The 26644-nt window shown below is 37.6% G+C and carries 21 protein-coding genes, 1 CRISPR repeat array and 1 other annotated feature; of the genes, 15 read left to right on the forward strand and 6 right to left on the reverse strand.

All coding sequences use genetic code 11. From position 1 onward, the window contains the following. Window positions 1-13: 13 nt before the first annotated feature. The 8 genes from cas8a1 to DWW43_RS02660 all read left to right on the forward strand — a co-directional run bounded on the left by cas8a1 (window position 14) and on the right by DWW43_RS02660 (window position 11082). On the forward strand, window positions 14-1696 hold the full coding sequence (gene cas8a1, locus DWW43_RS02625) for a type I-B CRISPR-associated protein Cas8b1/Cst1 (protein ID WP_119962635.1): 1683 nt from the start codon (window positions 14-16) through the stop codon (window positions 1694-1696). After that, window positions 1689-2567 carry a type I-B CRISPR-associated protein Cas7/Cst2/DevR gene (cas7i, locus tag DWW43_RS02630; RefSeq protein WP_044945172.1) on the forward strand — a complete coding sequence of 293 codons (879 nt, stop codon included), beginning with the start codon at window positions 1689-1691 and terminating at the stop codon, window positions 2565-2567. Before cas8a1 ends, cas7i begins: the two co-directional genes overlap by 8 nt. Continuing rightward, window positions 2551-3258 carry a type I-B CRISPR-associated protein Cas5b gene (gene cas5b / locus DWW43_RS02635; protein ID WP_243000418.1) on the forward strand — a complete coding sequence of 236 codons (708 nt, stop codon included), beginning with the start codon at window positions 2551-2553 and terminating at the stop codon, window positions 3256-3258. Before cas7i ends, cas5b begins: the two co-directional genes overlap by 17 nt. Window positions 3259-3287: 29 nt before the next feature. Beyond that, entirely contained in the window at window positions 3288-5657 is a 2370-nt protein-coding gene (cas3, locus tag DWW43_RS02640; RefSeq protein WP_119962636.1) for a CRISPR-associated helicase Cas3', read from the forward strand. A 9-nt stretch (window positions 5658-5666) separates the two neighbouring features. Continuing rightward, on the forward strand, window positions 5667-6161 hold the full coding sequence (locus DWW43_RS02645) for a CRISPR-associated protein Cas4 (RefSeq protein WP_044945175.1): 495 nt from the start codon (window positions 5667-5669) through the stop codon (window positions 6159-6161). 12 nt (window positions 6162-6173) lie between these two features. After that, window positions 6174-7166 (forward strand): type I-B CRISPR-associated endonuclease Cas1b, encoded by a 993-nt coding sequence (cas1b, locus tag DWW43_RS02650; protein WP_008401183.1) that lies wholly within the window; start codon window positions 6174-6176, stop codon window positions 7164-7166. Between the two features lie 3 nt (window positions 7167-7169). Further along, on the forward strand, window positions 7170-7448 hold the full coding sequence (gene cas2 / locus DWW43_RS02655) for a CRISPR-associated endonuclease Cas2 (protein ID WP_008401184.1): 279 nt from the start codon (window positions 7170-7172) through the stop codon (window positions 7446-7448). A 168-nt stretch (window positions 7449-7616) separates the two neighbouring features. Beyond that, window positions 7617-10268: a CRISPR direct-repeat array (repeat unit 30 nt; unit sequence GTTTTAATAGATACATGGTGGAATGTGAAT). A 40-nt stretch (window positions 10269-10308) separates the two neighbouring features. Continuing rightward, a complete protein-coding gene (locus tag DWW43_RS02660; protein WP_119962637.1) occupies window positions 10309-11082 on the forward strand; it encodes a hypothetical protein in 774 nt (257 codons plus the stop codon). 112 nt (window positions 11083-11194) lie between these two features. On the opposite strand, the gene DWW43_RS02665 is transcribed toward DWW43_RS02660, so the two are convergent. From DWW43_RS02665 to DWW43_RS02675, 3 genes are all read right to left on the reverse strand, one after another. Next, window positions 11195-12145, reverse strand: a complete 951-nt coding sequence (locus DWW43_RS02665) for a PIN domain-containing protein (RefSeq protein WP_119962638.1) — start codon at window positions 12143-12145, stop codon at window positions 11195-11197. A gap of 184 nt (window positions 12146-12329) precedes the next feature. Beyond that, window positions 12330-13421, reverse strand: coding sequence for a fibronectin type III domain-containing protein (locus DWW43_RS02670; RefSeq protein ID WP_119962639.1), 1092 nt, complete (start codon window positions 13419-13421; stop codon window positions 12330-12332). A 564-nt stretch (window positions 13422-13985) separates the two neighbouring features. Beyond that, complete coding sequence (locus DWW43_RS02675; RefSeq protein ID WP_119962640.1) at window positions 13986-16136, reverse strand: Tex family protein; 2151 nt, start codon at window positions 16134-16136, stop codon at window positions 13986-13988. A gap of 419 nt (window positions 16137-16555) precedes the next feature. Between DWW43_RS02675 and DWW43_RS02680 the strand changes: the two genes are divergently transcribed. Next, window positions 16556-17209 carry an HD domain-containing protein gene (locus tag DWW43_RS02680; protein WP_243104379.1) on the forward strand — a complete coding sequence of 218 codons (654 nt, stop codon included), beginning with the start codon at window positions 16556-16558 and terminating at the stop codon, window positions 17207-17209. A gap of 154 nt (window positions 17210-17363) precedes the next feature. Here the strand turns inward: DWW43_RS02680 and DWW43_RS02685 are convergent, their stop codons facing one another. After that, a complete protein-coding gene (locus DWW43_RS02685) occupies window positions 17364-18038 on the reverse strand; it encodes a uracil-DNA glycosylase (RefSeq protein ID WP_119962642.1) in 675 nt (224 codons plus the stop codon). Window positions 18039-18265: 227 nt separating this feature from the next. Here DWW43_RS02685 and DWW43_RS12055 point away from each other — a divergent pair, with 227 nt between their 5' ends. Next, complete coding sequence (locus DWW43_RS12055; RefSeq protein ID WP_021943377.1) at window positions 18266-18415, forward strand: hypothetical protein; 150 nt, start codon at window positions 18266-18268, stop codon at window positions 18413-18415. 109 nt (window positions 18416-18524) lie between these two features. Then, window positions 18525-18764, forward strand: a binding site (T-box leader). Window positions 18765-18872: 108 nt separating this feature from the next. Next, window positions 18873-20534, forward strand: a complete 1662-nt coding sequence (locus DWW43_RS02690) for a 2-isopropylmalate synthase (RefSeq protein ID WP_119962643.1) — start codon at window positions 18873-18875, stop codon at window positions 20532-20534. Window positions 20535-20605: 71 nt separating this feature from the next. Here the strand turns inward: DWW43_RS02690 and DWW43_RS02695 are convergent, their stop codons facing one another. Beyond that, on the reverse strand, window positions 20606-21016 hold the full coding sequence (locus DWW43_RS02695; RefSeq protein ID WP_008401207.1) for a CBS domain-containing protein: 411 nt from the start codon (window positions 21014-21016) through the stop codon (window positions 20606-20608). A gap of 264 nt (window positions 21017-21280) precedes the next feature. Between DWW43_RS02695 and DWW43_RS02700 the strand changes: the two genes are divergently transcribed. Then, window positions 21281-22396 (forward strand): hypothetical protein, encoded by a 1116-nt coding sequence (locus DWW43_RS02700; protein WP_119962644.1) that lies wholly within the window; start codon window positions 21281-21283, stop codon window positions 22394-22396. On the opposite strand, the gene yyaC is transcribed toward DWW43_RS02700, so the two are convergent. After that, on the reverse strand, window positions 22375-22950 hold the full coding sequence (gene yyaC / locus DWW43_RS02705; RefSeq protein ID WP_119962645.1) for a spore protease YyaC: 576 nt from the start codon (window positions 22948-22950) through the stop codon (window positions 22375-22377). The two genes, DWW43_RS02700 and yyaC, sit on opposite strands and share 22 nt — an antisense overlap. Before the next feature lie 233 nt (window positions 22951-23183). Between yyaC and DWW43_RS02710 the strand changes: the two genes are divergently transcribed. The 3 genes from DWW43_RS02710 to DWW43_RS02720 are packed head-to-tail and all read left to right on the forward strand — an operon-like array spanning window position 23184 to window position 26459. Then, window positions 23184-24434: a LysM peptidoglycan-binding domain-containing protein gene (locus tag DWW43_RS02710; protein WP_119962646.1), complete on the forward strand. Its 1251-nt coding sequence runs from the start codon at window positions 23184-23186 to the stop codon at window positions 24432-24434. Between the two features lie 52 nt (window positions 24435-24486). Next, complete coding sequence (locus DWW43_RS02715; protein WP_119962647.1) at window positions 24487-25764, forward strand: DUF5711 family protein; 1278 nt, start codon at window positions 24487-24489, stop codon at window positions 25762-25764. Then, a complete protein-coding gene (locus DWW43_RS02720; protein WP_008401215.1) occupies window positions 25761-26459 on the forward strand; it encodes a CvpA family protein in 699 nt (232 codons plus the stop codon). Before DWW43_RS02715 ends, DWW43_RS02720 begins: the two co-directional genes overlap by 4 nt. Window positions 26460-26644: the final 185 nt, after the last annotated feature.

Consider the following 26644-nt stretch of genomic DNA (forward strand, 5'->3'; position numbering starts at 1 on the left):
GGAGGATTATAAGTTGGGTAGAATCTATATACCAATGGGTGATTTTCTGAAAAATGCGGGAATCGTAGGTATGCATTATATACTGGACGAAATTGCTGCTGCATCGGAAGATTTGGATTATGGCTATACGGAAGATAATCAGCAATTATGGCTTGATACAGATTTCTGTCAGGAAACGGACTGGACGGATTTATACTTTCGTGGGATCACGACATATTACAGGTCACATAGTGTATATCAAACAATATTGGATAAGATTAAGAATTTGTTAGCTGTACTGGATTTGCCGGAATGGGATGGTAAAAAGTGGAAAGATGATATCAAATTCATTAACGATAAACTTTTGTCTAACAGTTATAAATCGGGCATTGCCAGTATAAAGGATGAGGTTGATACCACAGAAGCATATGAGATGCTTAAGGCGGTAAAACTGAAAGAATCTATGGAACCGGAACTGTTGCGGGATCGATTGGTTCAGTTACATGAATTTCTTATTCAGCCCATTTGTGCAGAAACCTTGATCATGAAGAGTGCCATATATAATTACATCAATCGTTTCTGGGATGGAAAATGTTTTCTATTACGTGCAAATGCAGCGAAAAATATGCGAGAGGTTTTTGAAAATGATTTTTCAGAACCATTTCGGACTTATATAGCAATTGATCAAAAGAAGGCAAAGGAGATATGCATTGATTGTAGTGCAATGATTGATTCGAAGACGAAAGTATCACTTGCATTTATGAAGGATCAGGCAGATGATCTGGCAAGAAAACAATCAGCTTTCTGGAATTGTAAAGTAGATGCTTTCTTATGTCCGGTGTGTGCATTTGTATATGCATTATCTCCTCTTGGTTTTTATCTGATGGGAAATCGATTCCTGTTTATTAATACGGATCAGAACATTCAGGAATTATTAGAGGTAAATCGTAAGGATGGCATTATGCAGGATGTGGAAAGAGAAGATGGAGAACGATATACTTCATGGATTTCCAGAACATTGAATCTGTTATTGAAGATGAAGACGGAAGAACTAGGTAATATTCAGATCATAACCAGAGGCAGGGATGAAAGCGAACGTTATACATTTGATATTATCAATAAAAATATCCTTGCAATATTAAATGATGAGAAAGTAAGGGCTGGACTTGATGTATTAAGTAAATACCCATATATAAAAAAGGGGACTGAATACATAAATATACATGAAACAGTTATATTGAATATTCTTCGGTATAGAAATCAATATCCATTATTAAATATCTTGTTAAGGCAGTCTATGGATGTAAAGACATATTTGGTAGATGCTTATTGGGTATATGATATTCAGATTCGTGTAAGTTTATTGAAGAAAGATAATGAAGATAAGAATAAGATAGGAGGTGCAATAGTGAATCGATACAAAGTTAGAGAGTGTGGATATGAATTAAGAAATAAACTGTTAGCAGCGAAAGGCACAAGTGATGATTCAAGAATCAGAGGTACGGTATATCGATTACTGAATGCAGTTGCAGTTGGAGATGTTTCCCATTTTATGGAAATTATAATGCGTATCTATTGTTCTGTAAATCTGACAGTTCCGGATGCATTCATAGAGTGTCTGGATAATCGGGAGAAGTTTAGAGAGTATGGATATGCATTCCTTATGGGATTAGAAGGAAGTCATTATGAAAAAAAGGAGGAAAAGGTTAATGATTAGGAATGGTTTAACACTTACAATGGTATTTCTTGCAGAAAGTGCAAATTATGGAGAGGGCGTAGGTAATATTACTACACTCAAAAAATTATCACGAGGAACATATGAGCAATATTCTTATATATCAAGACAGGCATTGAGATACAATATTATTCAGCAGTTAGGATGGGATACAACACCTGTTGATGGAAAGAGTGGAGTCGTTCAGTTTGCACCAACTGCTAATATAAAAGATTATCCGGAAATTGACTTTTTTGGTTATATGAAGACCAGTGCAAAAGGAGAGGATAAAAAAGGCGGAGCTGATACCAGAAGTGCAGTTGTTCGACTGAGTAATGCGGTATCATTAGAGCCTTATCAGAGCGATTTGGAATTTTTAACCAATATTGGATTGGCAAGACGCCAGGATCTTGATAATGCGATCGCACAGAGTGAGATACAGAAGTCATTCTACTCATATACGATCACTATAGATCTTGATCGTATTGGTGTGGATGGAGATCTTGAGATATCTGCAGAAGAAAAAGCAGATCGAGTAAAAAAATTTCTTGATACGATCCAGTATTTATATCGTGATATAAAGGGAAGAAGAGAGAATCTTAGTCCTGTATTTGCAATCGGTGGTCGATATATAAGAAAAAATCCGTTCTTTGAAAATAGAGTATCTTTGGAAAATGGAGCCATAAACACGAAGATGCTTGGAGAGATTATTGAAAGTGATGAGGATATAAAGAACAATACCAGTGTTGGAGTTGTGACAGGTATTTTCCAGAATGATGCAGAATTAAAAGATACATTGAACACAAAGACAGTTGCAGATGTATTTAAACAGTTGAAAAAGGAAGTTGATGAATATTATGGAGCGAGCAATTAGAATTGATTGTTTTCAAAACCTTGCGAACTACAGAAAACCAAGTAGTTTCATTATAAAAGAATCTTATCCGTTGCCACCATATTCAACTGTTATTGGTATGATTCACGCAATTAGTGGATTTGACAGTTATCACAAGATGCAGGTAAGTATCCAGGGAGAAAACGCAGGTTCTGTATCAGAATTGTATACAAGATATTCATTCAAATTCGATACAAAGTATGAAGAAGGCAGACATCAGCTCTGTATCAAAGGTGAAGACAAAGATTATGGTGTGTTTAAGGGGATTGCACATGTAGAACTGATCTGTGATAATCGGATGGTTTTACATATTATACCTGAGGAGGAAGATTTTGATAAGATTTATCAGGCACTGAAGTGTCCGATTATTTATCCATCATTAGGGCGGTATGAAGATTTGCTGGATATTCAAAATGTAGAAATTGTTGAATTACAGAAAGTTGAATCAGCAACGATTCGAAATAATATCTATATTCCATTTCAATCAGAACTGGATATTGGACGACGTACAAGCACGACTTACATGTTAACAAAGGAATACGAGATAACACCGCAGGGATATCGCAGATGGAAACCGGATGGTGGAAAGATAAAAGCGCATTATATGCCGAAGGATACTTCGGTAGTGAATGCATATATCGATACCTATGGGGATGTTGTTGCGTTCGCATAACAAGATAAGAGAGGGATTGACAATACGATATGGAATATTATGCAAAGTCAAATGACACCAAGAAGGAAGTTAAAAATGTAAATGACATCAGAAACATATTGATTTATCTTTTGGACAGCCAGATGGATAAATTGAATGAAAATGAGTCGAAGATGATCATTTCTTACTTGGATTCTTTGAAACAGCAAACTGTTCAGGAGCAAAAAACTTTAAGAGAACATGAGAAGGATATTGTTAACTGTGCAGGAAAATTCTTTGAGATTTTTGATATGTATTTTACAGAAAAGGAAAAGAATCTGGTTTTAGAGGCATGCCGAGTGCATGACCTTGGAAAAGCTAATTATATTTTCCAGACAATTGTCAATCCTCAACTTACAAGGATGGCTGAAAGGCAGATACCACATGGTTTTCTTAGTGCACTTAGTTTATCAGAGAAACAGGTTAAGCAGGAAATACCAGAATGTACAGGCGATGACTTTTCTGTGTTATTGACAGCAGTCTATTATCATCATGATCGGAAGGATAGTTTTTCTGATAAGGATTTTTATGACTATTACGATAAATGGTATAAAAAATATTTGCAGGAATATTTGGGAAAGGAAGATGTGAAATTTTCTGCCGCAAATCGTAATCAACTGTTGTATTCGAATAATCCTACAATGAAATTGAGAAGTGTAGATGAGCAAACATGGTGTGAATATATGTTGATAAAGGGCTTGTTGAATAAGTTTGACTGGACGGTAAGTGCAGGATATGAAGAAGCAGAATTACACAGTGACATTGCTGAGAAAAAATTATGCAGCACGATTCGCGATTACTTTTCAAATTCATTGCGTGAGTTGCAGGTTTTTATGCAGGAACATAGTGATGATAATGTTGTAGTTATAGCACCTACTGGATCAGGAAAAACAGAGGCAGCTTTATTATGGGCAAATGGCGAGAAAGGTTTTTATACATTACCGTTAAAAGTTTCTTCTAATGCCATATATAGCAGAATAAAGGACAGGTATATGTATAAGGATGTAGCATTGCTTCATTCTGATAGCCTAAGCAGTTATTTTGATGGAACAGATGGGCAATTTACAGATGGGAATACCAGATATGAGCAGGCAAAATTGTTCTCGTATCCGCTTACTGTCTGCACGGTAGATCAATTATTTAAATTTGTTTATAAAGCCCCGGGCACTGAGATTTTTGCAGCGACACTGAAATATTCAAAATTAATTATAGATGAGATTCAGTCATATTCTCCTAAGATAGTAGCAGCATTAATTTACGGCTTGTCAGAACTAAAACAAATGGAAGGAAAATTCGCAATCATAACAGCAACATTTCCGCCGGTTTTAGAATTTTTTATGCGAAAATATCGGTTGATAAAGGATAGAGATTATATTTTTATAGATTTTTCCGCTACAATGGGAACAGACAGACATAAGATCGCATTATTTCATGAAGAATTTGATTTTGACAGAATTGCGGAAGATGGATACAAGAAAAAAGTTCTCGTTATATGCAATACAGTATCAAAGGCACAGAAGGTATATGAAGAATTATCCCAAAGAACAGATGAGGTATTCCTGCTTCATTCCAGATATATTCGAAAACATCGGGATCAGTTGGAAAAGATGATAATGGATTTTTCCAGTAATGATGAGATGACAGGTATATGGGTAACAACACAGATCGTAGAAGCAAGTCTTGATATTGATTTTGATGTTCTTTATACGGAGATGTGTACGGCTGATAGCTTATTGCAAAGAATGGGACGGTGTAATAGAGCAGGGAAAAAGGATATAACCGATGCAAATGTATTAATTTATGTTAATTATTCAGGATGTATGAAGAATGGAAAAGGAATATATGACAGTGATATATATGATAGATCTGTACAATTATTAGAGGCATATAATGGAAAGCTTTTTTCCGAAAAAGATAAAGTTCAGTATATGAATGAAGTTTATGATGTAGACGCATTAAAGAATACGGCATACTTCCAAATGATAAAAAGAAATCTGGCTAAATTTAAATCGTTGCAGCCGTTAGATTATACATCTAAGAAAGATATCGATGAGGATTTTCGTGGAATAAAAAGTATTACAGTAATTCCAGATAGAATATATCAGGAAAATCAGTATCTGATAGAGGCAATAACGAGTGTTTTAGATACACCATATGTTGACAGTAATATACGAAGGATATTGAAAGCAAAACTGGCAGATATAACTCTTAATCTGAATCTGTATTCGGATCGGAGAAAATTAGATGGTGTGGATTTGAATTGTATAAATGACAGATTAGATATTCACAGGACATGCTTATTATATGATTTTGATGAAATGACAGGACGGGGTATGGGCTTATCGTTAACGAAGTATGATGATGAGTGGAATTTTATATAAGGAGGAATTGTGGAAAATCGAGTTACTGGTGTAATGATTTATTATTATTTTGTGTGTAAAAGAAAATTATGGTATTTCATAAATGAAATAAACATGGAATCCGATAATGAAAATGTTATGTTGGGTAAACTACTTGATGAGAACAGTTACCGGCGTGATGATAAACACATTAATATCGATAATGTAATAAATATTGATTTTATAAAAGAGCATCAGGAATTACATGAGATAAAAAAGAGTAAAGCAATAGAAGAGGCAGGAATCTGGCAGGTAAAATATTATCTATATTATTTGAAACAACGTGGAGTTAAGGGCTTAACGGCAAAGATTGATTATCCTATGATCAAAAAAAATATTGTTGTAGAACTGTCAGAGGATGATGAAGTACAGTTGCAGAAGATAATTGCAGATATAGAAAAGTTAAAAATGCAGGAACAACCACCAGCATTTGAAAAACAAAAAATATGTGGGAAGTGCGCATATCATGATTTGTGTTTTATCTAACATGGAGGGATAATGGGACAAAGTTTTTATATTTACAATAGTGGAGATTTAAAAAGAAAAGATAATACACTTCAATTTATATCTTCAGGTGGAGAAAAAAGAGATATTCCGATTGAACGAATTGATGATATTTATGTCATGTCAGAGATGTCATTTAATACAACATTTTTGAGTTACATTTCTCAATATGGAATCCCGATACATTTCTTCAATTATTATAATTTTTATACAGGTAGCTTTTATCCAAAAGAAAAGCTGCTGGCAGGTCAATTATTGGTAAAACAGGTTGAACATTATACAGATTATGGAAAGAGATTGACCATTGCAAAAAAATTTATAGAAGCGGCTGCCGATAATATTTACCGAAATCTCCGGTATTATAACGGACGAGGCAAGGATGTATCTTTCTATATGTCAGAAATTGATTCGTTGAGAAAAGAATTACCAAAAACATCAACGATCCAAGAGCTAATGGGAATAGAGGGAAATATAAGAAGGCATTATTATGCTACATGGAATGTTATCATTGATCAGGAAATAGAGTTTGATAAAAGAGTTATGCATCCGCCTGATAACATGATTAATTCGTTGATTTCTTTTGTTAATTCGTTGATTTATTCAAAGGTTCTTAGTGAGGTATATCATACACAATTGAATCCTACGATAAGTTATCTCCATGAACCTGGTGTTAGAAGATTTTCTCTATGTCTGGATGTGGCAGAAATTTTCAAACCGTTGATAGGAGATCGACTTCTTTTTTCATTATTAAACCGTAATCAGATAACCGAAAAAAGTTTTACGAAGGAGCTGAATTATTTGCACTTGAATAGGGATGCATCCAGATTGATTGCACAGGAGTTGGAGAAAAAATTACAGCAGACAATTATGCATAAAGATTTAGGTCGCCCCGTTACATATCAGTATCTGATGCGTTTAGAGTTATACAAGCTGATCAAGCATCTGATTGGGGAAAAAGAATATGAAGGATTCAGAATATGGTGGTGAAATATGTATGTAGTATTAGTATATGACATAAATAAAGAAAATAATGGACAAAAACGATGGAATCATATTTTTAAGATTTGTAAAAGGTATTTATCCCATATACAAAATTCTGTTTTTGAGGGAGATATCACAAAAGTACAACTTGTGAAGCTGAAACAGGAGCTGGATGAATATATTGATCATGAATTGGATTCCGTTATTATATTTAAAAGCAGGCAGGAAAAATGGTTGAATAAAGAGTTCTGGGGTAAGGAAGATGACAAAGCCAGTTTCTTTATTTGAAATTGTCGACCATAAATATTGTAAAATCTGCCGCCGGTCGACAATGGGAAAAAATATAGAAAAAAGGAATATACTATTTAAAAATAGAATGTGTAGTCCGATTATTGAAGCAAGGTCGACAAAAAGAGGATGTGAAAGCATTGTAAAATATTGCTTTTTTATATGCTGGTTTTAATAGATACATGGTGGAATGTGAATTACAATCTCAATGCGTTTTTATATTTTAAGGAGGAAAGTTTTAATAGATACATGGTGGAATGTGAATTCACGTACAGAATTACCACTACGAAAATCCAAAACAGTTTTAATAGATACATGGTGGAATGTGAATTGATTCTGAATACTCAACTGTGATATTGCGTCCGAGTTTTAATAGATACATGGTGGAATGTGAATGAATATACGCGCCTAACTGTAAAGCGAGTGTCTTTGGTTTTAATAGATACATGGTGGAATGTGAATTAAAGAGCTCTCTATACTTAGCCTTTAGTACATCGGTTTTAATAGATACATGGTGGAATGTGAATGTAGGACTAATTCTTTTAATTACATGGTGTATTATAGTTTTAATAGATACATGGTGGAATGTGAATGAAAAAGAAGACGCTTATATATATTCGATAGATCGTGTTTTAATAGATACATGGTGGAATGTGAATACAGGATTTGGAAACACACTTAAGGAAATTATCGGTTTTAATAGATACATGGTGGAATGTGAATTTCTTTACCTTATGTATATATATTACACCCGAAAGTTTTAATAGATACATGGTGGAATGTGAATAATTTTTCGCTCAAACTTACGCTTCCGCAGTCAACGTTTTAATAGATACATGGTGGAATGTGAATTGGATTTTTAATGCAGCGGGATAAAGTTTAAACTCGTTTTAATAGATACATGGTGGAATGTGAATAGACTTCGTGCAATGTGTCAAACCACAAATGGATTTGGTTTTAATAGATACATGGTGGAATGTGAATTATTATTACAGATGGTATAAACACGGATTGTATGAGTTTTAATAGATACATGGTGGAATGTGAATTCGTCGTGTATTGCTTTTTTAGATTGTTTATCTCTGTTTTAATAGATACATGGTGGAATGTGAATCGTTGCCGTTTTTGTAATTAGATGACTTGCGTATAAGTTTTAATAGATACATGGTGGAATGTGAATTGTTTAATCTTTTTTATTTCATTGTAAAAATCATCTGTTTTAATAGATACATGGTGGAATGTGAATAACGACTTCGGAATTGTAGCAACCGAACGCGTTACTAGTTTTAATAGATACATGGTGGAATGTGAATTTTGCGGCTAAAAGATTGTTATACTCCGCATCTGAGTTTTAATAGATACATGGTGGAATGTGAATTTTTCATCCTTTGTATCATCTATCTTTACATATGAGTTTTAATAGATACATGGTGGAATGTGAATATGCGTCTTTTGCGTTCTCCAACGCTTCTTTTGCTCGTTTTAATAGATACATGGTGGAATGTGAATACTTTTATTTCACTTGCAGATACCGTTTTACAACCGTTTTAATAGATACATGGTGGAATGTGAATTAGATCGTTTCAAGCTTAAACGATATTGTAAGCTTGGTTTTAATAGATACATGGTGGAATGTGAATTTTGAATCAACAATATCTTTTACAGATACATCCGAGTTTTAATAGATACATGGTGGAATGTGAATACAATAGTGGTTACAACTGTTGACATAACATCAAGCGTTTTAATAGATACATGGTGGAATGTGAATTTTCTTCTGTTTCCCCGGTCACAATGTCGTATTTAGTTTTAATAGATACATGGTGGAATGTGAATCAGCTTGCAGAAGGTGGTGTACTTAAGAAAGGCCAGGTTTTAATAGATACATGGTGGAATGTGAATAAGTTGCGTGATACACCCGTACTGGCTGACCGTATCGTTTTAATAGATACATGGTGGAATGTGAATTACGATGTATATGAGATCGAAGAACTTGCAACGGGTTTTAATAGATACATGGTGGAATGTGAATTCAAAAGTAAACAAATATTATAGATTTTGAATTTATAGTTTTAATAGATACATGGTGGAATGTGAATCATAAAGAGAGATCAATAGAAGTATCACAAGTTGAAGTTTTAATAGATACATGGTGGAATGTGAATCGGATATAGAATGAGCAAAACAGCAAATACAATGAGTTTTAATAGATACATGGTGGAATGTGAATGCGGTAAAATCTATTCTGAACCTGCACTCGGTGAATCGTTTTAATAGATACATGGTGGAATGTGAATCAAATAAAAGTAGCTGGAAAAGTGTTGTATGGTGGAGTTTTAATAGATACATGGTGGAATGTGAATTACTTCAATAGATTCATCACCTGACATGCTATTCGTTTTAATAGATACATGGTGGAATGTGAATTCAAGTGATATACTTCACTCATCGTCAAGCGTTTTTTGTTTTAATAGATACATGGTGGAATGTGAATTGACAAAAATAGTAATATCTTCGCGCGGCTGATCTGTTTTAATAGATACATGGTGGAATGTGAATTAACCAAGCTTTAAGTTATCAAGCATGGTATAGTTCGTTTTAATAGATACATGGTGGAATGTGAATTTCTTTTCTACTAATTCTTCTATACGTTCGTCAAGTTTTAATAGATGCATGGTGGAATGTGAATAAGACATTATCAGATGCCACAAAGGAACAGATCCAGGTTTTAATAGATACATGGTGGAATGTGAATTTATAACGTAGCTGTAAATACAATAACAAATATCAGTTTTAATAGATATATAGTGTGGAATGATAACAAAGAAAATATAATTAACATAAAAGGGGAAAAAATAAAATGAAACAAGGAGAACAGGAAGCGAAGGAGATTTTACAATTAAAAGGCTATATATTTGACAATCAATATTATGATGATAATTCAAGTAAGAGTATGCCTGATCTAAAATTTCAAGGAGGAAATTATTTAGAAGTAACACATACGCAACATAATAATAAAATAGCAAAATCTCCAACACAATTTGATAGATTATCTATTAGAGAGAAAACGGAGAAATTACAGGAAATAAGTGAAGCGCAAATGCGTTTTATTGCATTGGATTATGAAAGAAATATCGATGGTTCATTTACAGAAGAAGGAAAATGTCAATTCGATAAAGATAAACGACTTCTTGCGAAAAGTTTTAATTACAAAGATGGGCAGCCCTCAGAATTTAAATCGGATATACCAGTGATAGAAGCTGATATAGATAATATTATTGCGGGAATAAAGAAAAAGGAAAAATTACATCCTAAAGGGGATACGGACTTGTTTATATTTGTTTTAGATGATGAATTTGATTGTATGGAACATCTGTTAAAAACAAAAGAAAGAAACGGTGTTACGGATTATTTTCTTAGGGTTATAGAGAAATCACCATTTGAAAAGGTGTTTATATGTGAATGGGATTTTGAGAAGCAGTGCTATATAAAGGAGAATCCCAGACTGATTTGCTATACAACCATAAAAGAACAAGAAGTAAGCTATATAGATATATGCAGTTATAAATTATATGAGAATTTAATAAGACCATATAGATACAAATACAAACGTAACACTGAGACCGAAAAGTAGTAGCACATGTACATACCTCCCCCCCCACCACAGCCTTACTTACCACATCCCCTATATGCTATTCGGATTCTGTGGTGGGGAGAGCTTTGTTCTGGTTCCTTTTTGTTACATGCTAGAATGTCTTCTGCAGAAATTCTGCATGCGATTTATAGTAGCGATAGTATTCGGTACCCTTTTCCTGACCATATTTGGTCACGAAGAGGTTGTGAATTTCCCGAAGGTTTGCTTTATGCGGGTATAGTTTTTTATAGAAATCATCAGTGAGAGCAATACCGGCATTAGAGTAAACAATCGATAAGAATTTTCGGTATTTTGTTTTCTTTTGCCAGTTGACCTTTGGTATCTCGTAGGATGAACTCTTTACTATACCATAGATATAACTTCCTTTTTCCTGACCGTAGATTGATATAAGTATGTTGTGGATGGCGGATAGATTACTTTTCCCGACACAGGAAAGTAATGTATCGACCTGTTCCTTATCATACAGCGGCGTAGATACAGCTTCTGGAATAGCAGCCTGTTTATCAATCTTAGCAGAAACAGCAATTTTGACAGGATTCGCAGCGGGAGTGGCTTCTACGATCACGTCCGGCTTTGGATTTTCTGCCTTTATTACTGAATCATCAATACTTTCCGGTACTGCAGTAAAAGCTGGAATTGCAGGAAGCATTGGCTTTTGTACAGATAGTTCATTTGCCAGTGTGTGGAAAATGGAGGGAGCCTTGCGGCATACATGGTATCCGCGTTCCGTCCAGAAATGTACCACGCTGTCAAAACCTTTATCTTTTGAAACAATGATGAGGTTGTCGTCCGGATTTTTAACTGTATACGAACCAAGGTAGGTTACAAGTTGAAAATCTAAGGCATTATCAGTTCCGTTTTCACAGAGGATGAACTCAGGTTCAAAAGGGGACTGTTTCAATGCGACAACATTTGCATAGGACATGTTAGGAGATTTATCGGTGTAGAATACAAGGATACAGTCATCGTCATTCAGATAATCAAATAGTTGTATCCAGGAATCACCGACGTTCTCACTATCTACAAAAAATATATTTCTCATGATCACCTCGTTTAACCAGAACAAAATAAGTATAGCATATAATTTTATCGAACTGAACAAGAAAATGTCGGCAAAAAAACAACACCTCCACCCCACAGTAGTTTCATATGCAATACATTTCAGAAATTCTGTCTTGTATCATATAACCACCATGGAGCAGAGGTACTTTATATTATGCGGTTATTTAATGAATCGCTTCTGAATTCATAACAGTCTTAGCTGTACCGGCATAAGGGTAAGCCCAGAGAAAACTGCTTATTTTACTATAAGTAACATCCATATTCAGTTCATAGGACTGTACATTTTTGAGATTCTTAATCTTTACATCTTGTGTAGCACGAACCTTGAGCCGGAGTGTTTCATTTGCCTTAAGAGTCAGGCTCTGGTTGCTTTTGTATTTCTTCCATGTGCCATCACCCTTGCGATAGGAAATGATATCAACACCTGTTTCAATGGTCGAACCATCGTCCAACTCAATCGTCAGTACAGCATTGTCATATAATTTTAATGTGTCATTATAGGCTTTGCTGGTAATCTTATATACTGTTTCGTTATCAGCACATTTTACACTGTTGTCAAATTTGAACGTATATTTACCGCTTCGGTTTGTTGCAGATATCTGTTCGTAGTCCGTAAAAGCACTGTAATATTTCTTCTTGCCGACCTTAAGATAAGTTCTGACCTTGTAGCGATATGTCTTACCCGCTTTTACGGTTTTGTCTTTATAGCTCAGGCTGGTTACACTTTTTTTGGTTGTTGCGATTTTTTTGTAACCTGAGATTCCCATTTCTTTCCGGTAGATTTCATATCCGGTTGGAAGTACGCCGCCTGAACTGTATAATTTCAGCGTGATCGACTTTGGGCTTCTTGGGGCTTCTGCAAACTGGTATTCGTCAAATGAACATGTCAGTCCGGTATAGGCAGATTCTGGAACTCCGGTTTTAATTACACATTTTTTATTCTTATAGCCACGAACCATGTAGCTGTAAGTTTTCTCTGTTTTTAATTTCTTGTCGGTGTAACTTTTTTTCTTGCCGGATATGGTTGCTACCACCTTATATTTGCCGACATTTCCGTTTTTGTTTTCTGTGGCACGATAGATTTTATACTGAGTAACTCCTTTTTGTGCTTTCCATGTTATTTTTACCGAGGTCATCGATGTAGCGGTTGCCTTTATTTCAAGATAGCCACTGGCTTTTGCTGCCGGCATGCTTGTAAACATGAGCTCCCCGATCATAACAAACATGAGTATGAGACTGATAATCTTTTTGTTCATAACCTTCAACTCCTTTCTTTGTCCGATATACACAGTTTATATTTGATTTATTTTTATGTTCAGCCTGTGACTGGTGGACTATATCTTGTAATATGACATACACGAGGCTTTCGTAATGAGATGCATATTGTCAGTAAATACGGGTGCCTGTTTGAGCCGAAGGCGAGTTGGCACAGGAGTATTTACGAAAAAGACATATGCATCGAATAGAAAATGAAGTGCGTCATTTACAAGATGTAGTCCACCGGTTAAAGGCTGAATATAAAAGATAAACTTTATGCCTGTATATACGGCTCCATAACCCTAAATTCCGACACATCATTCGCTTGATGTGCTTATATAAATTATACCATATACATATGCTGTTTCGGTACTGAAAGATTATCGTCAAAATGACGAAAAACATAAGGAATTATACGTGTTGCAGATACATTAAACATGCCGCATATTCCGGCAAGATTCTATGATGAAGCTTGCTGATGAATTGCGGCATGTTGATATAAAAATAGAATTGTTAAAGATATAAAAATTCATTCCGAGAGAGTTGCTGTTTGATAAAACGACTTACCCTTCAATCCCTTTCATAGTGAGCTGGATTCGTTTCTTTGCAAGATCCACGCCCATAACCTTAACTGTTACGATATCACCGACACTTACAACATCCAATGGGTGCTTGATGAATTTATCCGACATCTGAGAGATATGAACCAGACCGTCCTGATGAACACCGATATCTACAAATGCACCGAAGTCGATTACATTACGGACTGTGCCCTTTAAGATCATGCCTTCCTTTAAGTCCTTCATTTCAAGGATGTCCCCACGCAGGATCGGCTGTGGCATTTCACTTCGAGGATCTCTTGCAGGTTTTTCCAGCTCTTTTACAAGGTCGGTGACGGTTACTGTTCCGACACCCAGTTCCTTTGCGAGTGCTTTGATATCACCGGCTGCTTTTGTAATGCCCTTTAACTGACCGGATGCAAGATCATCCATGGAATAACCGAGATGCTGGATCAGTGTTTCGGCAATCTCGTAGCTTTCCGGATGGACAGAGGTAGCATCAAGCGGATTTGTACCACCTGAGATCCTCATAAATCCGGCACACTGTTCAAAGGCTTTCGGACCAAGCTTTGCAACCTTTAACAGTTCTTTTCTATTTGTAAAGCGACCGTTTGCTTCACGGTATTCTATGATATTCTTTGCCAGTGTTTTTGTAATACCCGAGATATGCTCCATCAGGGGAGCAGAAGCTGTGTTTAAATCAACACCTACCTGGTTTACGGAATCCTCAACGACAGCATCTAATGCTTCTGTCAATTTCTTCTGATTCATATCGTGCTGATACTGACCGACACCGATTGCTTTCGGATCGATCTTAACCAGCTCGGCAAGTGGATCCTGAAGTCTTCTCGCGATTGAAGCGGCGCTACGCTGGCCGACATCAAAGCTTGGAAATTCTTCTGTTGCAAGCTTGCTTGCCGAGTAGACGGATGCTCCGGCTTCATTTACGATCACATACTGAACCTTTGTATCCAGCTCATGGATAAGATCGGCAATGATCGCCTCGGACTCACGGGAAGCGGTTCCGTTCCCGACAGAGATCAGTGAGATGTTATATTTTTTGATTAGATCCTTTAAGATCTTCTTTGATTCTTCCACCTTATTCTGAGGAGCAGTCGGGTAGATGACTTTCGTAGTGAGTACCTTTCCCGTTGCATCAACGACTGCCAGCTTACATCCGGTACGGAATGCAGGATCCCAGCCAAGTACGACATGGCCGTTGATCGGTGGCTGCATTAAGAGCTGTTTTAAATTACTGCCGAATACTTTGATCGCACCATCTTCGGCATCTTCGGTCAGACTGCTTCGGATATCACGTTCGATGGATGGAGCGATCAGACGTTCGTAGCTGTCGGCAATTGCGTCTTTTAAGATGTCATTTGTATTTGGATTATCTCGTACGACCACTTCACGGATTAGATAACCGATGATCTCGTCGACCGGTGCGTCGATCTTAACGGAGAGAAATTTTTCCTTTTCACCACGATTAATGGCGAGTGTACGATATCCGGTCATTTTGCGGACGGGAGTGCTGAAATCATAATACATTTCATATACGGATTCTGCTTCCAGATCTTTTGCGGTAGTTATAAGAACTCCCTTATCCATTGTTCGGTTTCGTATCTCGGTTCGATATTCTGCATTATCCGAAATGGATTCTGCGATAATGTCCATAGCTCCTGCGATTGCTTCTTCCGGGGAGTGAACTTCTTTTTCTTCTGATACATAGGCGAGGGCTTCTTCCGTGATCGGCTTATTTGTCATTTGCAGGGAGATGATATTTGCAAGCCCTGTAAGTCCCTTACTCTGTGCGATCGTGGCACGAGTCTTTCTCTTTGGCTTATATGGGCGGTACAGATCCTCGACAGCTACCAGGGTTTCGGCAGCCAGAATGGACTGCTTCAGTTCTTCGGTCAGCATGCCTTGTTCTTCGATCGTTGCAATGACCTTTTCTTTTCGTTCTTCTAGTCCTCTGAGGTAAGTAAGACGTTCATCCAGAGTACGAAGCTGCTCATCGTTTAAAGAACCGGTGGCTTCTTTTCTGTATCGTGCAATAAAAGGGATAGTGTTTCCCTCATCTATCAGTTTAACGGCAGCGGCTACCTGCTCCTGTCGGCACATAAGTTCCTGACTGATCTTCAAAATAATATCCATAATCGTGAGACCTCTTTCATGTTTTGTTTCGTTTGCTGTAACAGGCAATACCATGTATATAATGTGTGTTCTGATGCGGGTCTTGTGATACGAGAATAACCGAATATAGTGCAATGACATATATATTGTGCGTTCAAGTCCGCTTACTGCAACTCATACAGACAGGTTGAAACATTATATAGTTGAATATTACGGTAAAGCAGAATCTAGTATATGCGAAATTCCGGCAGGATTCAAGCATGGAGACAGACAAAATATAGAAAAATATGAAAGGGTTGAAAACAGATAATGAAAAAATGAAGTATGTATAAAATAATAGATTCGCTGGAAAGATATGTGCGGCTGTGTTATACTGAAACAGACACAAGGTGCGGGTGTACATGTCCGGTTATATCTAAAAAATGCCCCGAGGGTATGGAATGGAGCAGAACATGCAGGGTTTTACAAATACAGCAGACAGAGATGAAACAGTTTCTTATATAGAAGATGGCAGTTGTCAGGCAGATCGTGTTGAGACTGCGATGGCATTTGCGAAGCGATGTCATCAGGGACAGACGCGTCTTGGCAGAGATGGCAAAGTGCCGTATTATGATGAACATATTCTTGGCGTTTATCATATATTAAGAGACGAATGTCATGTAGAGGATGAAACTGTACTTGTAGCTGCATTACTGCATGATACGGTAGAAGATACGGACTGTACATTTGAAGATATTGAACAGATCTTTGGTACGGATATCAGGGATCATGTATATTTATTAAGTAAACTCGAAGGAGAGACCTTCTCCGACTATTCAAAACGTCTATTTGACCACGCTCCGGCACAGGTGGTCATGATCAAGCTTGCAGACAGACTGCATAATCTAAGAACTATCCTTTTTGTATCCAATCGCAAATGGATCCAGAGAAAAGTAAATCAGACCTATACCGATATCCTTGACCGGTTAGAGCAGGTAAAAGACAATCTCGGAGAGGACTATGCTTCCGAGATATCTATGTTAAAAGATAAAATTATCGAACAGCTTGCTGTTGTTCAGGCAGAACTGGATAAGAAGCGGGAGACAATTCAATAATACCGATTTCTCCGTCCGTCGGACTTTCGAAATCGTACAGCTATTCGCACTCCGGGCTATTCGCCCTTCTTACTCATATCTGTTTATCTGCCAAATAAATAAGCAACGTTGTCTTTATACAGACACGTTGCTTATTTGCTTGGCAGATTTATTGTCATATGTTTTCAATCTGCCAGTCGATCGGTTCAACACCGTGCTCGATCAGGAAGTTGTTCGTTTTGCTGAAGGGCTTGCTTCCCCAGAATCCACGATAGACCGATAACGGACTTGGATGCGGAGCTTTTAAGATCAGATGGTTCGGATTGTTTAACATCGAAGCTTTTCTTTGCGCATACGAGCCCCATAAGATGAATACGATCGGGCGATCCTGACGGTTTAAGATCTCCATGCAGGCGTCTGTAAATTGTTCCCAGCCATGCCCTTGATGAGAATTCGCCTGATGTGCCCGTACGGTCAGAACAGCATTTAACATAAGGACACCCTGCTCCGCCCATTTAACGAGATAACCATTATTTGGAATATAGCAGCCAAGGTCATCGTGAAGCTCCTGATAAATATTGGCAAGAGAAGGCGGGATATCGACTCCCGGCTTTACACTGAAACTCAGGCCATGCGCCTGACCTACATTATGGTAGGGATCCTGACCGATAATGACACATTTGACCTTTGACAATGGTGTCAGATGAAATGCATTGAATATATCATCGGCAGGTGGAAAGATTTCTCTTGTGGCATATTCATGTCCGACAAAATTAAACAGTTCTTTATAATATTCTTTTTTATATTCGGGCTTCAGTTCCGGGGCCCAGTCATTTGAAATAGCTGGCATAATTCAGACTCCTTATCTATAGTGTAAAGGATACGTTTTTCATTTCGGGACGACATGCTGCATTCTGAAAATGAAAAGAGCATCCTATGTGTTCGTTTAAAAACAGTGTAACATAAACAATATTTAATGTAAATTTTAAGGCGTAATTTTACTCTGAAACATTGTCAGGTGAGAGACTTTGTGGTATCATCTTTTCAAATGAAATTTTTGCAGAAGGGGTGCTGAAAATGGAGAAAGCATATAAGACAATGAAAACTTCAGGCGCAATAAATATTGCATTAGGCGTAGTGGTTCTGGTGCTTGGACTTGCATCCGGTATATTGATGATCGCATCAGGCGGTTGTCTCTTGAAGAACAAACGTCATATTGTATGGTAGGAATGACAATCCTTTGCACGCGGGTACAGGAAGAATAGTTACCGCGTGCATATTTTTTCTGCAAAAATGGGGTTGACAGACAGCGAGACACTGTGTTAAAGTCGATACAGATAATACGATGAAGAGGAATAGTAGAATCTATGAAGCATTCAGAGAGTTGTCGGTTGGTGTGAGACAGCAGTGGAACAGATTTGAACTCGCCTCAGAGTAGCCCGCTGAAAGGAAGTAGGATGGGATGGAGCCTGACCATTATAGCAGGAGGATATAAGAGATTCATATCTGTATCTGTAACGAGAGCATACAACATGTATGAAATAGAGTGGTACCGCGTATAACTTACGTCTCTATAGGTGATGAGATGTAGGTTTTTTTATTGCCATATTTTATGTAATATATGAATCGGAGAACAAAAGCCGTTACAGGAGCTTATACAGAAAACAGAAACAGGAGGTTAAACATGAAGAATTTTGAGCATTACAAAAGAGGCTATTATATGCCACCGGAAAAGTCTACAAAATGGGTAGAAAAGGAATACGTTGATAAGGCACCGATCTGGTGTAGTGTAGATTTAAGAGATGGAAATCAGGCACTGATTGTTCCGATGAATCTGGATGAGAAACTGGAGTTCTTCAAGGAACTTGTACGAATCGGTTTCAAAGAGATCGAGATCGGTTTCCCTGCAGCATCGGAAACAGAATATGAGTTCTGCCGTACCCTGATTGAGAAGAATATGATACCGGATGATGTAACCATTCAGGTGCTGACACAGGCAAGACCGCATATCATTAAGAAAACATTTGAAGCAATTGACGGCGCAAAGCATGCGATCGTTCACCTGTATAATTCGACATCCTATGCACAGAGAACACAGGTATTTAAGAAATCAAAAGAAGAGATCTTACAGCTTGCGGTTGATGGGGCAAAATTGTTGAACCAGATGGCAGAAGAGCACGGAGTAAATTATCCGTTTGAGTATTCACCGGAGAGCTTTACCGGAACAGAGATTGACTATGCATTGGACGTATGTAATGCAGTTATCAAAGAATGGAAGCCTACTCCGGATCGTAAGGTTATTATTAATCTTCCGGCAACTGTAGAAATGTCACTTCCGCATGTATATGCAAGCCAGATTGAGTACATGAGTGAACATTTGATTGACAGAGAAAATGTTATCCTGTCCTTACATCCGCATAATGACCGTGGATGTGGCGTAGCAGATGCAGAGCTTGGTATTCTTGCAGGTGCAGACAGAATCGAAGGAACTTTATTTGGAAATGGTGAGAGAACCGGTAATGTAGATATCATCACACTTGCGATGAATATGTTCACACATGGAGTAGATCCTGAACTTGATCTGTCTGATATTCCAAAGCTGACAGAATTATATGAACGCGTAACAAATATGCATGTATATGAGCGTTCTCCGTATACGGGAAAATTAGTCTTTGCAGCATTTTCAGGTTCTCATCAGGATGCGATAGCAAAGGGTATGAAGTACAGAAAGGATCAGGGAGATGGTATGTGGACAGTACCATATCTTCCGCTGAATCCGGAGGATATCGGAAGAAAATATGATGGAGATGTTATCCGTATCAACAGCCAGTCAGGAAAGGGAGGTATCGGTTATATTCTCCAGTCCAAGTACGGTTTTGACCTTCCACCAAAATTCCGTGAGGATCTTGGTTATACAGTTAAAGATGTATCTGATAAGGCACATAAGGAATTATCCGCTAACGAAGTTTTGGATATTTTCCAGAGTACATATGTCAATATAGAAAATCCTGTTCGGATGTTGGAGTGTCATTTCGTTCAGGGAGATGGAATCTCAACTGAGATCACGATCATGAAATATGGCGAAAAGAAAGTATATCATGGTAAAGGAAATGGTCGTCTGGATGCTGTCAGTAATGCAATTAAGAAGCATTTTGACATTGACTTCAAGATCATCTGCTATGAGGAGCATGCATTACAGGTAGGCTCTAACTCACAGGCAGTCGCTTATGTAGGTCTGGAAGGAAAAGACGGAATAGTTACCTGGGGGGCAGGCATTAAGGATGATATTATTGATGCATCTGTATATGCTTTAATCTCAGCAATCAACAGAACAGGCGTGTTATAATAAACAAAAAGCCATTCAGCCGGTACATAATAGTATCGGTTGGATGGCTTTTTAATTTTTCTGAAAAAAGACTATGAAGTTTGGCTCAGCTTTTTATAGCAGTAGCCGATGATATCTTTTCGGGTTACGATACCGATGAATTTGTTGTGGTCGTCTACTACAGGAACGAAGTTCTGTGCCATCGCACGGGCGATCAGATCTTCCATATTTGAGTTGATTGATACGGAAGCATATTCGAATTTTTTCGGAATGTCGGACAAACGGATATCTTCGGATTCGGACAGATGGTTCAATCCGTTTTTCTTGCAGAACCAGAGGATATCACCCTCGGTGATTGTTCCGACATATTCGCCGTTGCCCGACAGAATCGGGATTGCTGAATATCGATGGATCTCCATCTTTTCAAGAATCTGTCTTAAAGTAAATGTGCTTTCTATAAATGCAACCTCGCTCTTAGGAGTCAGAAAAAATAAAATATTCATAGGTCAGGGAAAATCCTCCTTTATGTAAAATATAACTTTGTATTATTGGTGATCAGTGGCAATGGTTTATTATTCGTGCCTGTATCTATTATAGAAGATGTCGACAGGGTTTGCAATTTACATTCTCTTAATTTTGTTTGAAAAAAGTGTGACAGATTTCAGAAAAACAGAGAAAAAACTTCGGGTTGTTTAATAAGGTGTTATTTGTTAAAATAAATATAAGTGTAGGCTTGCGCGTGCACATTTACAGACAGGAGGAAAGCTATGGCTGCGGATAACGTATATGATGAAGACCAGGAATACCTGATCGAAGCGCGTGATACAATCTCCGAATTAGAAGATTTAAAAGATAAGCTGGAGGAGATCAAGCTGCTCCAGAAGAAGAATAAACGGGCTATCGTCCGGGAAGAACGGGCAACCGGTGATGAGATCAGTGCCACATTAAAAAAAAGAAAAGAACAGATCGCTGCAAGCTATGACAGACAGATCGATGTAAATAATTCTAAGATCCGTCAGGTGCAGACGAAGAAGGATAAAAAGAAAAGCCAGAGAATGGAAGATCGGATCAATAAGGAGACGGCAGATATCCGGGAGGAGAATCGTCAGCTGAATGCAGCTATCAAGACTTTATTCAAAAAGAATCATGTTCCGGCCTTTTGTAATACGAAGATGTATTATTGCCTGTTTTCCCCAAAAGGCATGAGTGAATTTCTTGAGCTGCTTGTAATTCTTTTGGTTGCATGCGGAGGAATTCCGGCAGCAGTGATTGCGATTTTAATGAATACAAAGTTCAAGACAGGAAACCATACTGCAATGTGTGTGCTGATTGCAGCACTGATCATAATTACTGAGTTTATTATTTATTTCATTGTATTTAATCTGACAAAGGTGAAACATAGAGATTTGATCCGGGAGGGAAGAAGAACCCGCGATAAGATCATAGCCAATGAGAAGGCTGTAAAAGCGATCAAGAATTCAATTGCAAAGGATAAGGATGAGAGCATTTACAGACTGGGTAAATATGATAAAAAGATTCAGGAGTTAGAAGATGCGGGTGGAGTGATCAGTGATGAAAAACTGGATGCACTTCGTACCTTCGAGAAAGAAACCAAACAGTTGATTACGGATGAGATCACCGGACGTAGAAAAGAGAAAATGGATCGATTGAAATCCGAACGTGATACACTGGAAAATGATTTCAGTGATACGCAGAAGAAGATATCCGAATATGAGCTTATGATCACGAACAAATATGAAACATATCTCGGAAAGGACTTTTGTACAGAAGAAAAATTATCTGATCTGATCTCAATCATGGAAGAAGGATCAGCAAGTACAGTAGCTGAGGCTATCAAAGTTTATAAAGGAGATGACAGATGATGATCGGCATAGACGAGTGCTCTTCCAATGTATTCGGCCATCTGTTTAACTGTATATAATCGGGTATTCTGGAGTAGATTTGCTCCGGCATTCCCGGAGAGATTAACGATTCCGGTAATAGACATATCACCTATTGCCGGAAGTTTTTTGTTTACACCTTTTCCCGGAAACAGGTGGGAGTTCGTGATCGTAACCATTCCCATATCTTTGGACATGCCAAGAGATGCATCTACGGCGATTACAAAAGGATCGTCAAAATCTTCGTAGATATGGTCGATCGTATCACGGATATTAAGTGCGTGAACCGGATATTCCAGTGTTCCCGCAACCTGATAGGCGGTATCGTGCGCAAGGATGTAGTCGCCGACCAGAGGACCAAGTGCATCTCCGGTAGCGCGGTCTGTTCCGATGCAGATTACGATTATATCCTTGCCATAACCTTCCATATCATGGATTAGTTCTACGATCCGGTTACCTAGCTCGTGACAGGTATGGCTTCGGGCCGGATTGAAGTATTCGGTTTTCCGTTTTTTTACTTTCTTACTGATATTCATAAACACCTTCCCAAAAGTATATCTTACTATAAAGTATTACCCGGATTGATAAAGTTTACACAAAACCGAAAAATAAAATGTCGAAATACTCAAAAAGAAAAAATATAGATTGCCATATATGTTGACAAAATTTGATAAGTACAGACTTTCCCAAATGCTATTATCAGAACAAATCTAAAAAGAGTGCTTTCGGAATGAGCCGGAGCCAATAATAATTATGGGGGAGTGTAATCATGATAGAGATCGTGTATGACAAGACTACAGCGGAGAAAAACGGAAAAAATGAAATACATTACAAAATGCCGAAAAATATCAGACAGATAGGAAATGCTCCGGATAAGAAGAAAATATACATAGAAGATTATGTAATGACATTCCTGCGTAAGATCGCAGAACCGGGTAATACGACCTCCCGGGGAGCTATCCTGCTTGGAGAGTACTTTAGAGATGGTGATACGGAGACGTTATTTATCAGTGGAGCGGTAGAGGCACAGAATCTGGAATTTGATGTGGATCAGATCAAATTTGATGATCATATTTGGAGCGGGCTTTATGCGGAGATCAACAAATATTTTGAAAATCTGTCAGTCGTCGGATGGTTTCTTTCGCGCATGGGATTTTCCACAGATATCAATGAAAAAATTACAAGACTGCATCTGGAGAATTTCAGGGGAAGGGATAAGGTGTTGTTTGTCATGGATTCCTTAGAATGTGATGATGCTTTTTATGTGTGTGAGAAAAATCACTTGATGCGGCAACGGGGATATTATATATATTATGTTCGAAATGAAGCTATGCAGAATTATATTATCAGCCGCAAAAACATGACGACTGAGGACAAGGATCAGGCGACGCTGCGAAAAGATGCAGAGCTTGTAAAGAATTTTCAGGCAATGCGAGGAGAATCCCAAAAGAAAGAAAAAAATCAGAAAAGTAAGTCTTATGTAAAATATGCGGTTGCGTCTTTTGCGGCTGTATTTGCATTATCAATGGGAGTTGTTGTATCGGGGAACTATGATAAGATGAAAGATATAGAGTCAACGATACGAAAGATGGAATTGCAAAATGATGATTCGGATGTACAGGTATTTTCAAACAGCAATACGGAACAGACGGTCTATACAAAAGATGTCGGGCAGGAGAATGCCGAAGATGGAAGAGAAGCTGCTTCGACAGTATCTTCTGAAATCGAGACAAAAGATGAAAATACGGAAAAAGACAGTAGCGGAACGAAGAATGAGGAAATGGGGCAGAATACCGTAGAAACCACGGGCGCAGGAACAGAAGAGGTATCTACACAGGAAACAATGTCCAATGAAGCCGTTGAGTATTATACAATTGAAGAAGGAGATACGCTCATGAGTATATCATTAAAAATGTACAAGTCTCCCAATTATGTAGATGCATTGATGAATGCCAACGGAATAAAAGAAGGGGATACTATCTACCCGGGAGAAAAAATAGCTATTCCATCTGTAAACTAAAGATGTTATACTATCCACGAAAGAAAATTCCATAAAGTGACAGAGGTAACATATGGCAAAGGAAATAGAAGAAAAAAAGAACCGCAGAAAGCTTTTTGCACATATAAAGACAAAACGGACGGCGAAGAGAGAACAGATAGATGACGAGAACAGCAATGTGATAGAGGTAACACCGGGGATTTCCGCAAGGGTAAAAGTTCTTATTGTGATATTGGTGGTCTTAATTGCAGCGGTTGTGATTGTATCTGTAAGAAGATATATTAACACAAGAGAATATCAGGGATATAATGTAGTGTCGTCTGTAGAAACGAATGGAGATAATATTGCAGATTACATCATGTTCAGTGATAATGTATTAAAAGTGACCAAAGATGGTGTGGCATATATTGATGCCACCGGAAATACCGTCTGGGACTGCAGCTATGCAATGAAGATGCCTCAAGCTGTTGTAAATGGAGATTATGCGGCTGTGGCCGATATGAACGGACGAGATGTATATGTATTTAATAAATCAGGAAAGGTCAGTAACCAGACACTGAATTATGATATTACAAATATTGATATTGCCTCACAGGGAGTATATGTTGTGATCCTGTCAGGCGAAAATGAGAATTATATCAATGCATATGATAAAGACAGTAAAGAGATCTACGAGATGAAGACATCTATAGAAAATAGTGGTTATCCGCTTGATATTGCCGTATCGGACGATGGGCAGAAGTTATTTACCAGTTATGTAAAGGTGGATGGAACAACAGTACCGGATTATCTTGCGGCATATAATTTTGGCTCGGTAGGACAAAACGAGAATGCTGACCGATTAATGGGTGGTTTTACTTTTGATGATACGATCTTTCCATATATAGATTTTATAGATAATGACACGATTGCCTGCTTTGGAGATGATAGAATCGTGATCTATTCCATGAATGAAAAACCGAGTGAGAAAGCAGAGATAAGTCTGGATGGCAGAGAGATGTTAGGTGTATTTGCAAATTCCCACTATGTAGGCTATATATCTGCGAATGCAGATACCACCGCGGGAAGATACCATATCTATATATATGATACAAACGGTAAATTGACCGCAGAGGCAGACTATAACAATACATTTTCAAAAATATATGCAACGGAAGATGAATTGATTATTGCGGGAGAATTCGACTGCAGCATTTACTATCTGAATGGTGCAAAGAAGTTTTCTACGACATTCCGAAAGAATTTGATCGATATTGTTCCGTCGGGCAATAAATTAGAATATATCGCAATATTTGAAAATGAAACAACGATTATAAAACTTACCATGAAGAATGAGAAGGAAAACAAATGAATTTATTAGTCCTGGGAATAGCGGCATTTATGTTGCTGTTTATGTTACGTGGATACAGGATTGGATTATTTAAGAGTGCTGCCGGTGCAATTGGAATTGTGCTGGCAGTATTCTTAACTGCACTTTTGTATCCGGGTGTTAACAAATTGTTGTGTGAACAGACAGCATTAGATGAAACCATTAAAAATAACATAATAAAAAAATTTGAGCTTCCGCAGGAGACGGAAGAAATCACCAGGAATCAGGAAATTGAACTGATCGATAAACTTGATCTTCCGACAGGAGTCAGAGACTGGCTGATAGAGAATTGTAACGGGGAGCAGTATTTAGAAACAGGTGTAAACAATGTCTGCGGTTATATTGCCGAAACCTTGACTGCCATGGTTATGCGTGGCATTTCGTATGTGCTTACATTTTTTATTTTATCTTTGTGTATTCATATTTTAATTACCGTTCTGGATGTGGCAAGTTATATTCCGATCGTAAAAGGAATTAATAAAGCGGGTGGAATTTTATTTGGTGCAGGACAGGCATTGCTGTTTGTCTGGATATTTATGGGGATTGTAACACTTCTTTCAACATTTAACTGGGCGTTGCAAGTGATGAAAATGATCGATGAAAGTTCACTTTTGGCATGGATATACAAAAAAGACATTTTTTTGAAAATAATAGTTGACATCTTGGAAAAGATTTAGTATAGTATCACTTGCTGGTCGCGAGAACAGCTTGAACAACAAAAAAAGATTGAAAATAATCGAAAAAAGTTGTTGACAAATATTAACGATATGTGTTAATATATCGGAGTTGCTGTTCAAGACGGCAACAAACAACGACAAATGATTTCATGATGATTCTCATCTGGAAAGCATGCAGAACATCA

This window comes from Clostridium sp. AF15-41 (assembly GCF_003604095.1).
In the GTDB taxonomy this organism is placed as follows: Bacteria; Bacillota; Clostridia; order Lachnospirales; family Lachnospiraceae; genus Coprococcus.